We start from the raw sequence: 13099 nt of genomic DNA, 5'->3' as shown, positions 1-13099 counted from the left end.
ACATGGCAAGCATCGACCTCCGCGACGTCTGCCTCGATTATCCGCTGTACGGCGCCTACGACTTTTCGCTGAAGCGCCGCCTGCTCGGCCGCCTGTTCCGCCAGACAAGCGAGATGCGCACCATCCGCGCAATCGACAACATCTCGATCGAGGCGAAGGCCGGCGCCCGCATCGGCCTCGCCGGCCCGAACGGCTCCGGCAAGTCCACCCTGCTGCGGCTGATCGCCGGCGTGTTTCCGGCAACCAGCGGCGAGGTCGAGATATCAGGCAATATCGTGCCGCTGCTTGGCCTCGGCGCCGGCGTCAATCTCGATTTCGTCGCCGCCGACAATATCAACCTGCTGCTGCGGATCTCAGGCCGCAAGCCGACGCCGGCGATCCTGGACGAGATCTGGGCGTTCACGGAGCTGGAGGCGCGCATGCAGCGGCTGCCGCTGCGCATGTTCTCGTCGGGCATGCTGATGCGCGTGCTGTTCGCGACCGCGACCGCCTTTCCCGCCGACATCCTGCTGCTCGACGAATGGCTCAGCGTGGTCGACGAGAACTTCTCGGCCAAGGCCGAGCAGCGGCTGCGCAAGATGGTCGAGGCCGCGGCGATCGTGATCATCGCCTCGCACGACCAGGGGCTGCTGCGCCGGACCTGCAACCGTATCATCAATCTCGATCACGGCCGCATCACCAGCACCGTTGCGCTGGATCCGCCCGTCCCGCATCACCTCGAGCTCAGAGAAATAACCGCATGACAAAGATCCTGGTCGTCAGCGAGGCGCTCGGCGAACCCAACCACAAGCGCGGCATCTTTCATTTCACGCGTGAATTGATCCGCTCGCTGGCCGGCGACGGCCACGAGCTGACCCTGCTGGTCGAGACCACCCGCCGCTATCGCAAGCTGCGCCAGCGCCAGCAGCGCACAAGGCTGCTGCCCGACGGCTCGCGGCTGATCGAGTTGCTCGCGCTCTATCGCTTCCTCGACGAAGCCGACATGAATGCGCCTGTGATGCGCAGCAGCGGCGGCCTGCGCCGCACCGTCGACTGGTTCCGCAGCAAGCTCCGCGCCGCGACCTCGCTGGAATTCGCGGTCAGTTTCCTGCGCGCGGTCCATTTGCTGCCGGCCGGCGTCAGCCTGATCGACAACCATGCCGACGGCCTTGAATACATCCCGACCGACCTGCGCCATCTCAGGCTGTTCGGCGACTTCCTGCTCGAACCCGGCTTCTACAGCTATCAGGACACCTCGGCGCTGCTGCGGCTGCCGCCGCCGCGGGTCGATGCGCGCGGCTATGACGTCATCCTGGTCGACACGCCGACGCGGGTCGCGATCCAGCGCAAGCGCGGCGCCAAGGTGATCTGCGTCGTGCACGACCTGTTGCCGCTGACCGACCTCAAGCTCAGCGACGTCGCAACGCGGCTGTTCCTGTCGCGCCTGTTCACCAGCCTGCAGCAGGCCGACGAGCTCGCCTTCGTCTCGCATTACAGCCTGGGCCGGTTCCGCGCCTTGCTTCCGCAGTTCGCGCATTTGCCGGCGCGGGTGGTCTATCCCCGCACCAGGTTCGATGCACCGGCGCTTTCGGCGGCTGCGCCGAGCGGACGGCCGTACTTCGTCGTGATCGTCTCCGCCGAGCCGCGCAAGAACCTCGCCGCTGTCATCCGCGCCTTCCGCAAGCTGCCCCAGGCCGACCTCGTCGTGATCGGCTACACCGGCGCGCCCAGCCTGACTCGCAATGCACCGCCCAACGTCCGCTTTTCCGGCTATGTCGAGGAGCACGAGAAGGCCGCGCTGATTGCCGATTCCCATGGCCTGATCATGCCGAGCCTCGCCGAAGGCTTCGGCGTGCCGATCATCGAGGCGCTGGCCGCCAACACGCCGGTGCTGTGCTCGGACATCGCCGTGTTCCGCGAGGTCGCGGGTGAGCTCGCCGATTACTTCGACCCGTTCTCGATCGAGGCGATCGGCGCCTCGGTGACGCGGGTTCTGGCAGAGCAGGAGCAATGGCGGAACAAGATCCGGGCGCGCCGGACCGAGCTTGCCGAGCGCTTCGGCCACCACACCCAGGCGCGCGACCTGCTGTCGCATCAGGTCGTCGCGGAAGCCGTGGCCGCCGTGTCGGCGCCGTCTGTTACGATCGCCGCATTCAACGGCGCCACCGTGTAAGCCGATCATGACCACCGGTTCCCACACACCCGACGGCGCCGTCGAGCCCGCAATGCGGTGGCGCGACCGCGTCCGTGCCTGGTCCGGCTCAATCGCCTATGTCCGCACGACCGACATCCTGATGGTGCTGGCCGCCGCTTCGCTGCCATGGTCGACGACCGCGCTTGCCGTCTTCATGCTGTTGTGGCTTGTCGCCGTGATCCCGACCATCGACTGGGAGCAGTTCATCCTTGACCTCGCGAAGCCGGCCTTTGCATTGCCGGTCGCGCTGGTCGCGCTCGCGGTGCTCGGCGTGGCATGGTCGGAGACCGGCTGGACCGAGCGGCTGCAAGGCATCAAGCCCCTCGGCAAGCTGCTGCTGCTGCCGTTCCTGCTCGGCTACTTCCAGCGCTCGCAGCGCGGGCTCTGGGTATTCTCAGCTTTCCTGGTGTCGTGCACACTGCTGATGATCCTGTCCTGGATTGTGCTGGCGCTGCCGCAGCTCAAGCTCGCGCACACCGCCTCCGACGGCGTGCCGGTCAAGAACTACCTCGACCAGAGCCAGGAATTCGCGCTGTGCGCCTTCGCGCTGATCCTGCCGACGTCGACGGCGCTGCGGGCCCGGCAGTGGCGCATCGCAGCCGGCGCCATCGCGCTGATCCTGCTGTTCGTCGTCAACATGCTCTACGTCGTCTCGGCGCGGACCGCGCTGGTCACCATGCCGGTCTTGCTGGTCCTGTTCGCCTCGCTGCATTTGTCCCGCCGCGCCACGCGGCTGCTGTTCGTCGGTGTCGCGCTGGCGAGCCTGCTGGTGTGGACGACGTCACCCTATCTGCGCCAACGCATCGCCGATGTCGGCATCGAGTATCGCGCGCACGATACGTCCGGGATCGCCTCCACCGCGCAGCGCCTGACCTATTGGCGGAAGTCGGTCAAATTCATCACCGAGGCGCCGCTAATCGGACACGGCACCGGCGCGATCAAGCATATGTTCACGCTGGATGCGACAGGACAAACCGGCCTAGACGCCGAGGTGATCAACAACCCGCACAACCAGACCTTCAGTGTCGCGATCCAGTGGGGGCTGATCGGCACCCTGCTGCTGTACGCGATGTGGATCAGCCATGTCAGGCTGTTCGCCGGCCGCGATCTCGTGACCTGGACCGGGCTCGCCGTCGTCGTGCAGAACATCACGAGCTCGCTGCTGAATTCGCACCTGTCCGATTTTCACGAGGGCTGGCTCTACGTGATCGGCGTCGGCGTCGCCGGCGGCATGGCGCTGCGCGCCCGGCGCCCCGGAGAAGCTCCTGGCCGATAGTGGAGCACGCCGTGGATGCGTGACTCACAAGTGGTGCAACAAACTCAGTTGTCGTCCCGGCGCAGGCCGGGACCCATAACCACCGAAGATGATTGTTGCGCGACGCTGGAGCCACAGCCCTCTTCAACAACACGCCGATGTGGTTATGGGTCCCTGCTTTCGCAGGGACGACGATCGGGATGTAGCCCGCGCCACACACTCAGTGTCGTCCTGGCGAAAGCCAGGACCCATCACCCCAAATGGTCATTGCTCCGCGACGCTACGGCCCCAATCCCTCTCGCAATCACATGCGGTGGTTATGGGTCCTGGTTTTCGCCAGGACGACAACAGCGTTTGCTGCACCGGCAACGCCTTCATGACCAGCAACCGCCTACCTCGTCGCGTCGTGCCCGACCTCACCCGTGATGACGTCGCCGAACAGCTCCCAGGCCTCGCCGTTGAACCGCATCAATTGCATCTGCTCGATCGGGTAGTAGTCGTCGGGCGAGGTGTTGACCATGATGCCCGGCAGCATCAGGTCCGAGTGGAAGTTCTTCAAATTGGCGGCCTGCTTCATGACGTTCTCGCGCGTGAGATTGTCGCCGCATTGCTTCAGCACCTGCACCATGGCCTCCGACTGCACATAGCCATAGACGTTGTTGAAATTGGCCTTGTCCCCCTCAGGATAGTATTTGTCCATAAAGCCGCGCCACTTCACGACCGCGGGGTCCTTGTCCCAAGTTGGGTCGGTCGGATCCTTCAGGTATTGGGTCGAGATGATGCCCTTGGCATATTCGAGCCCCGCCGGCTTCAGCACCGAGGCGACCGTGGTCGCGGTGTTGGCGAGGAAGAACTTTGGCTTCCAGCCGAGCTCGCCCACCTTCCGGATCGCCTGCGCCGATCCCTTCGGCGCCGCCCAGGAGAAGAAGATGTCGGCGCCGGAATCGTGCAGCGCGACGATCTGCGAATCGATCGAGGGATCGGAGACCTCGTAGGACTTGTCGGCGATGATCATGCCCGCCTTGTCGCCGAGCCCGTCCTTCAGGCCCTTGAACTGATCCTTGCCGGCGTCGTCATTCTGCCAGAACACCGCGATCTTGCTGTCGGGGAATTTGTCGCGAATGTATTTCGCATAGATGCGCCCCTCGCTCTGGTAGTTGGGCTGAAAGCCCATCGTCCACGGGAAGTTCTTGGGGTCGCCGAATTTCGTGCCGCCGGAGGCGACGAACAATTGCGGCACCTTCTTGGCATTCATGTATTTCATGATTGCCGAATTCGACGGCGTGCCGAGTGCCTGGAAGATCAGCAGCACCTCGTCGCTCTCGACCAGCTTGCGCGCTTGCTCGATCGCCTTCGGCGGCGAATAGGCATCGTCGTAGCTGATGAAGTTGATCTTGCGGCCATTGATGCCGCCCTGCTCGTTGATCATCTTGAAGAACGCGGCCTCGGTCTTGCCGATCACGCCGTAGGACGACGCCGGGCCGCTATACGGCATGATGTTGCCGATCTTGATTTCGCCATCACTTGCGCCGGGATCGTATTTCTTCTGCGCGGTGGCCGACGTCGTGATCAATGCGGCACTTGCGAAGGCCACGATCGCGCCAATATATCCAGAACGAGCCGGCATCGTTTTCTCCCCGATTTTTGTCGTGGTTTTGACGGCAAGTCTCGCAAGAGACGCATGTGCTGGCAAGCGCTGGGTTTTTCCGTTGGGCGAAACGGCATTGTTGCCTGGCGCTAACTATGATTGAAGTCGATCTGGGGATCACGAGTCGAGGCGTTCTGATTGCGCAAACCGGACATTCGTACCGGTCCGCGGCATCCGCGTATTGCGGCCGCGGGCTATGAGATCACGCGCCGCCTCAGCGAACGTGCGTTGGCGAAGCGTGGCCTGCACAAGGCCAACGGCGAGTTCGCGCAGCGCACGATCGCCTCGATCCGCGAAAGGCTGCAGCGCGGCGAGACCGTCTACATCGCCGGCCTCGCCTGCCCCGGCACCCACAACACCGGCGTCGCGCTGGTCGAGGTCACCCAGAAGGACGGACCGCGCCTGATCGTCAACAACGAGGAAGAGCGCTTTTCCGGAAACAAACACACCAACGAGTTTCCGCAACACGCGCTCGACGACATGCGCAAGGTGTTGCAACGGATGGGCCGCGACGTCGGCGACATCGCGGCCTTCGTCACCACCTGGGACTATCCGGCGCTGCTGGCGATGCTGATCCGCACCTCGCTGGAGGAAGCGCCGGCCAGCATCAAATTGCTGCGCGCGCCGATCGCGCCGGCGATCAACCTGCGCCAGATGGACCAGGTGCGGCGCATCGCGCGCAGGCTCGGCAAGATGTACGGGCTTGGCGAACAGCTGCCGCTGATCTGCATGCCGCATCATGACAATCACGCCTGGTACTCGTTCACCGCATCGCCGTTCGCCGATGTGCGCGAGCGTGTCGCGATCGCGGTGCTCGACGGCACCGGCGACGTCGGCTCGATTTCGCTCTATGTCGCCGAGAACGGCGAGATGAAGCGGCTCTATTGCAATGAGAGCCTGTTCGACTCGCTCGGCGCCTTCTACACCGTGATCTCGTCGAGCCAGGGCGGCTGGACCTGGCTCTCCAGCGAGGGCCGCTACATGGGCGCCGCCGCCTGGGGCGACATGAGCCGCGCCACCAATCCCTACTATCAACGCCTGAAGGCGGTGCTACAACTCGGGCGCAATGGCAGCGTGCAGCTCAATCGCGCGATGGCCAATTGGTACGCCGACCCCGCCGATAATCCCTATCATCAACCGCTGATCGATATTCTCGGCCCGCCGCTGCGGCCCGACCAGCTCTGGAATCCCGACGCCGTGCTGCGCGTCGAGGACATCAATCATCGCCCCGACACCAAGGACCGAGTCGACAAGGCGGCCGCCACGCAACTGGTGTTCGAGGACGCGATGATCCATGTCATCGATCATCTCCTGCGCATCACCGGCACCGACCGCCTGGTGCTGACCGGCGGCGTGGCGCTGAACGCGCTCGGCAACATGCGGCTGCTCGAGCATTTTGACGAGGCCTGGTTCGAACGCGTGCAGCAGCGCAAGACGCGGCTGCATATGTGGGTGCCGCCGGTGCCCGGCGATCCCGGCGTGCCGATCGGCGCGGCCTGGCTGTTCGCGCACATGGCGGGCGCCGCGCGCGGTGCGCCGCTGTCGCACGCCTTCTATTGCGGCCTGCCGCCCTCGAACGCCGACATCACCACGGCGCTGCGCGCCGACGACGTCGCCTCGACCGAGATCGGCAATGTCGCGACATCAGAAGGGCGCGATGCGGTTGCCGATCTGATGGCTTCCATGGTGGCGCAAGGCGGCGTGATCGCGATCTATCAGGGCGCGGCCGAGACCGGGCCGCGTGCGCTCGGCCATCGCTCGATCCTCGCCAATCCCTGCGATCCCGAGGTGCGCGAGCGGCTCAACGAGCGCGTCAAATATCGCGAGGCGATCCGGCCGCTGGCGCCGATGGCGACGCTGCAGGCCGCGTGCGACTATTTCGAGCTGGAAGACGGCGCGTCCGACGACGACTACAACGCCTACAATTACATGGTGCTCACGGCGCATTCGAAGCCGGAGGCGCGCGCGAAGATTCCCGCCGTGGTGCATGCCGACGGCACCGGCCGCATCCAGATCGTGCGCGAGGCCGACGATCCCCTCACCTACGCCTATCTGAAGGCGCTCGGCCGCCATATCGGCGTCGAGATGTCGGTCAACACGTCGTTCAATGTCGCGGGCCCGATTGCGCAGACACCGGCGCAGGCGATGGACACGCTGCGCCGCTCCAACGGGCTCGATGCCGTGGTGCTGGTCGCCGACGACGGCACCGCCTATGCCGCCTGGCACGGCGGCGAGCGCGACAGCGGCCGCTTCACCGGCTGGTATGCGGCGTGGAAACAGGCGCGCGGCTGAACCAGGTCAAGACGCGCCCGTCGATCAGGAGCAGCGCGCTGGCGATCACGAGCGCGCCGATCACCTCGCGCGGCGCGACCGGCTCGCCGAGCACGAGATATCCGAGCAGCATCGCGGTGACCGGAAGCAGCAGCGTCACCAGCATCACATTGGTCGCGCCGGAGCGCTGCAGGATCTGAAAGAACACGATATAGGCCAGCGCCGTCGACAGCGCCGCGAGCCCGAGCACGGCGAGCCACGTGGTCGGATGCGGCATCGGCAACAGCCAGGGTCGCTCGGCCGCACCGGCGACGACAGCCATCATCACGCTGGAGGCCATCATCTGGAACGTCGCCGTGCCCAAAGGCGGCACGCGCTGTGGCAGCCGCCGCCCGACCAGCGCCGCGATGCCGTAGCTGAAGGCGCCGGCGAGGCACAGCAGGATGCCGATGCCCTGCCTGCTCTCGAAGCCGAGCGCATCACCATGCAGGATCGCGACCCCGATCAGCCCTACCACCACGCCCGCCACGCGGCGCGCCTGCAGCCGCTCCTCACCGGCTACCGCCATCACGACCACCGCAAACAGCGGCGTCGTTGCATTGAGAATCGAGGCCAGCCCGCTCGGGATATAGGTCTGGCCGAACACGATCAGCGAGAACGGCAGCGCGTTGTTGAACAGCCCCATCGCGGCAAACGGCGCCCAGCCGGCCAGGCCACGCGGGAATTCGATCTTCCGCGCGCGCAGCAACGGCAGCAGGATGAGCGCGCCGAGCACGACGCGCAGCAGCACCAGCGTCAGCGGCGGCAATTCGCGCAGGATGACGCCATTGAAGAAGAACGAGCCGCCCCACAGCACCGACAGAAAGCCAAGCAGCCCCCAGTCGCGGCGATCGATCCTGTTGTCGGCGGAAGGCATGGCGGGCACTCATCTGCGCTGGCGCAGATGCCTAGCCGGGCGCGGCGGCGCTGGCCACCCGATTTCCGTGAATGGCGGCTCTGCCTATTTCGGCCGCGACACGATCTCGATCATCTGGCCTTCGTCGCCGTCGGGCGCGTGGGCCTTGGCCTTGTCGTAGGCGGTGAGCGCGGCGCGGCTCACGGGCACGCCGGGCAGCAGCGTCTCGGCAAGCCGCATGGCGTAGTCGGCATCCTTGTGGCGCAGCGCCGCCGTGAAGGACGCGCCGGTGAAGTTGCGATCGATCATCCGCTTGCTGTGGCGGATGATCTGCGGGCTCGCGATCGCGCCGGTCGCCAGCGCCTCGGCCACCAATTGCATGTCGAGGCCGGCCTGCTCGGCGATCGCAACACCCTCGGCGAGGCTTGCGATCTGCACCGCGCCGATCAGATTGTTGATCAGCTTGAACACCGTGCCGGTACCGACCGCACCGAAATGGCGGATCGTGCTGCCGATCGGCGCGAGGAACGGCCGTGCCTTCTCGAGATCAGCGGCATCGGCGCCCACCAGCAGCGTCAGCTTGCCCGCGGCCGCCGCCTCGGGGAGCCCGGTGACCGGACAATCGATGTAGATCAGGCCGCGGCTGTCGAGCTCGCGCGCCATATCCAGCGTGTGCTGATACGAAACCGTGGAGCATTCGATCGCGAGCGTGCCGGCCTTCATGGTGGCGGCGGCGCCGTCCCGGGTCAGCCAGACCGCGCGCGACGCTTCGTCGTCAGCGACCATGGTCACGACGGCATCGGCATCGATTGCGGCGTCCTCCGGCGAGGTCGCCCACAGCGCGCCGCGCGCGATCAAATCCTCGGCCTTGGCCTTGCTCCGGTTCCACACCGCGACGGTGAAGCCGGCATCGAGGTAACGGCCGGCCATGCCGTGGCCCATGCGTCCCAGTCCGATGAAAGCGACGCGCGGCATGGGCTAATCCACATCCTCGACGGAGCCGGGCCCGGTGCCGAAGGCACGCTGCGCCAAGGTCGCCGCCATGAACTCATCGAGGTCACCGTCGAGCACCCCCGAGGTGTCGGAGGTCTGCACACCAGTGCGCAAATCCTTCACCATCTGGTAGGGCTGCAGCACATAGGAGCGGATCTGGTGACCCCAGCCGATCTCGGTCTTGGCGGCCTGATCGGCGGCGGCCTGCTCCTCGCGCTTCTTCAGCTCCATCTCGTAAAGCCGCGCGCGCAGCATGTCCCAGGCCTGCGCCCGGTTCTTGTGCTGGGAGCGGCCGGCCTGGCAGACCACCGCGATGCCCGTCGGGATATGCGTCAGGCGCACCGCCGACTCGGTCTTGTTGACGTGCTGACCGCCGGCGCCGCCCGATCGCATCGTGTCGGTGCGGACATCCGCCTCCTTGATCTCGATCTTGATGCTATCGTCGATCACCGGGAAAATTTGCACCGACGAAAACGAAGTGTGCCGCCGCGCGTTGGAATCGAATGGCGAGATGCGCACCAGGCGATGCACGCCGGCCTCGGTCTTCAGCCAGCCATAGGCATTGTGGCCGGAGATCTGGATGGTGGCGGACTTGATACCAGCCTCTTCGCCCTGGGACTCCTCGAGGAACTCGATCTTGAAGCCGTGCTTCTCCGCCCAGCGCGTGTACATGCGCAGCAGCATCTGCGCCCAGTCCTGGCTCTCGGTGCCGCCGGCGCCGGCATGGACTTCGAGATAGGAATCGAACTTGTCGGCCTCGCCCGAGAGCAGCGCTTCCAGTTCGCGCCGGGCGACTTCCTTCTTGAGGTCCTTGAGCGCTTTCTCGGCCTCGGCGACCACGGCCGCATCGTTCTCGGCCTCGCCGAGCTCGATCATGCCGATATTGTCCTCGAGCTCGCGCTCGACCTTGCCGATGCCCGAGAGCGCGTCCTCCAGCGAGGTGCGCTCCTGCATCAGCCGCTGGGCCTTCTGGGGATCGTTCCAGAGATTGGGGTCTTCAGCGAGCTTGTTCAGCTCAGCGAGGCGTGCCGTCGATTGTTCGACGTCAAAGATGCCTCCTCAGCAGCCCGACTGACTGCTTGATCTCTTCAACAAGGCGTTCGATTTCCGCGCGCATGGTCTTTCAGGTGTTGGTGAAAAAGCTTGCCGGGGATGTAGCGACCGGCGCGGCAAAGCGCAATCGGCTTGGCCACGCTATCCCGGCGATTTGGATCGGCCAACCGCTAGTACAGCCCCCCGGTTCCCGGCCGCATGAAGAAGCCGCCGTCCGACTGGCCGCCACTCTGCGACGGCTGCGGGCCGGGCGCAGGACCGCGGCCATCGGCGTCGGCGACACCGATGACCGAATAGTTGTCCGGCGGCGCGGTGCCCGGCTTGAAGGCTTCGAGGATGGTGTTGCCGCTATCGCCCGGGCCGGCGCGCATGCCGGTCTTGGCGTCGACGCGGATCAGCTTGATGCCGGCCGGGACCTTGAACGGGGTCGGCGGCTTGTCGGCGAGCGCAAGCTTGAGGAAGTCGCGGGCGATCGGCGCGGCCACGTGACCGCCGGTGGCGGTACGGCCGAGATTGCGCGGCTTGTCGTAACCCATATAGACGCCGACCGCGAGATCCGGCGAGAAACCGACGAACCAGACGTCCTTCTCGTCGTTGGTGGTGCCGGTCTTGCCGGCGATCGGCTTGCCGACCTCCTTGACGACGGTCGCGGTGCCGCGCTGGACCACGCCTTCCATCATCTCGGTGATCTGGTAGGCGGTCATCGGATCGAGCACCTGCTCGCGGCGGTCGACGAGCTGCGGCTCCGACTGGCTCTTCCAGCCGCCGGGCGCGTCGCAGCCGCGGCATTCGCGGGTGTCGTGCTTGAAGATGGTATGGCCGTAGCGGTCCTGGATGCGATCGATCAGCGTCGGCTTCACACGACGGCCGCCATTGGCGAACATCGAATAGGCCGTTACCATGCGCATGACGGTCGTTTCGCCGGCACCCAGCGCATACGACAGATAGTTCGGCAATTCGTCATAGACGCCGAAGCGTTTTGCATATTCGCCGACCAAGGGCATGCCGATGTCCTGCGCGAGCCGCACCGTCACGGTGTTGAGCGAGCGCTGCAGCGCGTTGCGCAGCGTGGTCGGGCCGTAATACTTGCCGGTCGAATAGTTCTCCGGACGCCACACGCCGGCGCCCTGCCCCTGATCGATCTCGATCGGCGCGTCGATCACCGTGGTCGACGGCGTATAGCCGTTGTCCAGCGCCGACGAGTACACGATCGGCTTGAACGACGATCCGGGCTGCCGATAGGCCTGCGTCGCGCGGTTGAACTGGCTCTGGTCGAACGAGAAGCCACCGACCATCGCGAGCACGCGGCCGGTCCACGGATCCATCGCCACCATGGCGCCGGAGACCTCAGGCAACTGCCGCAGGCGATACTGGCCTTCGACGGCGCTGCCGTCCTTGGTCACCAGCGGGTCGGCATAGATCACGTCGCCGGGCTGCAGCACCTGCGAGACCGCCGTCGGCGCCTTGCCCTTGGTCCTGGCCCAGCGCACGCCGTCCATCGTGATGATGCCGGTCTGCCGCTCCTTGCTGACCGCGCCGCCGAGCTCGCGGCCGGGCTGGAAGCCGATCCGCGCCGACTGATCACCGGTCTCCAGCACCACCGCCATCCGCCACGGCGAGATGTCGGAGAGCGATTTGACGTCGGCAAGCTTGACGCCCCAGTCGCCGGAGACGTCGAGCTTGTGCAGCGCCCCGCGCCAGCCCTGCGCCTCATCGTAATTGACGAGGCCGGCGACCATGGTCTTGCGCGCCATCACCTGGATCTTGGGATCCAGCGTGGTGCGCACCGACAGGCCGCCCTCATAGAGCTTCTTTTCGCCATAGCGCTCGAAGATGTCGCGGCGGACTTCCTCGGCAAAATATTCGCCGGCGAAGATGTGCGCGCCGTTCGAGCGGCTGGTGACGTTGAGCGGGTCCTTGCGCGCCTTGTCGGCGTCGGCCTGCTTGATCCAGCCGTTCTCCAGCAGGCGGTCGATCACATAGTTGCGGCGCTCGATCGCGCGGTCACGGTTGCGGACCGGATGCAGCGCGGCCGGCGCCTTTGGCAGCGAGGCGAGATAGGACGCTTCCGCGATCGTCAGCTCGTTGACCGACTTGTCGAAATAAACCAGCGACGCCGCCGCGATGCCGTAGGCGCCGAGCCCGAGATAGATTTCGTTGAGGTAGAGCCCGAGGATGCGGTCCTTGGAATAGGCGCGCTCGATGCGCATCGCCAGCAAGGCTTCCTTGATCTTGCGCGCGAACGAGACCTCGTTCGTCAGCAGGAAGTTCTTGGCGACCTGCTGGGTGATGGTCGAGGCACCCTGCGGGCGGCGGTTGGAGCCGTAGTTCTGCGCGTAGACGATCGCAGCACGCGCCATGCCCTGATAGTCGATGCCGCCGTGCTCGTAGAAGTTCTTGTCTTCGGCGGCGAGGAACGCGTTGATCACGAGCTTCGGCACGGCCTGGATCGGCAGATAAAGCCGGCGCTCCTTGGAGTATTCGCCGAGCAGCGCGCCGTCGGCAGCATGCACGCGGGTCATCACCGGCGGCTCGTAGTCCTGGAGCTGCGAGTAGTCGGGCAGATCCTTGGAGAAATGCCAGATGGCGCCAGCGACGGCGGCGACACCGACCAGGAACACGACGGTTCCGGCGGCGAACAAGAAACCCATGAACCGCACGAGCAGGCGCATTCTCGACGTTCCGTTCCTACCCTCCGGCGCTCAATCGTCAGAAGCGCCTGTCCAAAAGTGCGAAGCCTCACACAACGAAGGCTCACATAGCGAGGCCTTTGCATCGAGGCCTTTACATCAAAGCCTTGGCCCAGCGAGA

9 protein-coding genes are annotated in these 13099 nt (G+C 65.5%); 4 read left to right on the top strand and 5 right to left on the bottom strand.

All coding sequences use genetic code 11. From position 1 onward, the window contains the following. Positions 1-2 precede the first annotated feature (2 nt). The 3 genes from ACVIGB_RS06785 to ACVIGB_RS06775 are packed head-to-tail and all read left to right on the top strand — an operon-like array spanning position 3 to position 3449. Positions 3-743 carry an ABC transporter ATP-binding protein gene (locus ACVIGB_RS06785; RefSeq protein WP_456723290.1) on the top strand — a complete coding sequence of 247 codons (741 nt, stop codon included), beginning with the start codon at positions 3-5 and terminating at the stop codon, positions 741-743. Further along, complete coding sequence (locus tag ACVIGB_RS06780; protein WP_456723291.1) at positions 740-2152, top strand: glycosyltransferase family 4 protein; 1413 nt, start codon at positions 740-742, stop codon at positions 2150-2152. Before ACVIGB_RS06785 ends, ACVIGB_RS06780 begins: the two co-directional genes overlap by 4 nt. A gap of 7 nt (positions 2153-2159) precedes the next feature. Continuing rightward, complete coding sequence (locus ACVIGB_RS06775) at positions 2160-3449, top strand: O-antigen ligase family protein (RefSeq protein WP_456723292.1); 1290 nt, start codon at positions 2160-2162, stop codon at positions 3447-3449. 370 nt (positions 3450-3819) lie between these two features. Here the strand turns inward: ACVIGB_RS06775 and ACVIGB_RS06770 are convergent, their stop codons facing one another. Next, positions 3820-5055: an ABC transporter substrate-binding protein gene (locus tag ACVIGB_RS06770; RefSeq protein WP_456723293.1), complete on the bottom strand. Its 1236-nt coding sequence runs from the start codon at positions 5053-5055 to the stop codon at positions 3820-3822. Positions 5056-5214: 159 nt separating this feature from the next. On the opposite strand from ACVIGB_RS06770, the gene ACVIGB_RS06765 reads away from it, so the two are divergent. Beyond that, positions 5215-7368 carry a carbamoyltransferase C-terminal domain-containing protein gene (locus ACVIGB_RS06765; protein WP_456723294.1) on the top strand — a complete coding sequence of 718 codons (2154 nt, stop codon included), beginning with the start codon at positions 5215-5217 and terminating at the stop codon, positions 7366-7368. Here the strand turns inward: ACVIGB_RS06765 and ACVIGB_RS06760 are convergent. The 4 genes from ACVIGB_RS06760 to ACVIGB_RS06745 form a co-directional block, all read right to left on the bottom strand. Then, on the bottom strand, positions 7328-8263 hold the full coding sequence (locus ACVIGB_RS06760; protein WP_456723295.1) for a DMT family transporter: 936 nt from the start codon (positions 8261-8263) through the stop codon (positions 7328-7330). The genes ACVIGB_RS06765 and ACVIGB_RS06760 overlap by 41 nt on opposite strands. An 84-nt stretch (positions 8264-8347) precedes the next feature. Continuing rightward, positions 8348-9217, bottom strand: a complete 870-nt coding sequence (locus tag ACVIGB_RS06755) for an NAD(P)-dependent oxidoreductase (protein WP_456723296.1) — start codon at positions 9215-9217, stop codon at positions 8348-8350. Positions 9218-9220: 3 nt separating this feature from the next. Next, positions 9221-10352 (bottom strand): peptide chain release factor 2 gene (gene prfB, locus ACVIGB_RS06750; protein ID WP_143046567.1). Its coding sequence is split into 2 segments (ribosomal slippage): positions 9221-10282 and positions 10284-10352, totalling 1131 coding nucleotides; the frame shifts between segments, so codons are not numbered across the junction. A gap of 106 nt (positions 10353-10458) precedes the next feature. Continuing rightward, positions 10459-12960 (bottom strand): penicillin-binding protein 1A, encoded by a 2502-nt coding sequence (locus ACVIGB_RS06745; RefSeq protein WP_456723297.1) that lies wholly within the window; start codon positions 12958-12960, stop codon positions 10459-10461. Positions 12961-13099 lie beyond the last annotated feature (139 nt).

The sequence above is a fragment of the Bradyrhizobium sp. USDA 4341 genome, assembly GCF_054063755.1.
This window is presented reverse-complemented; position numbering and strand designations above follow the sequence as displayed.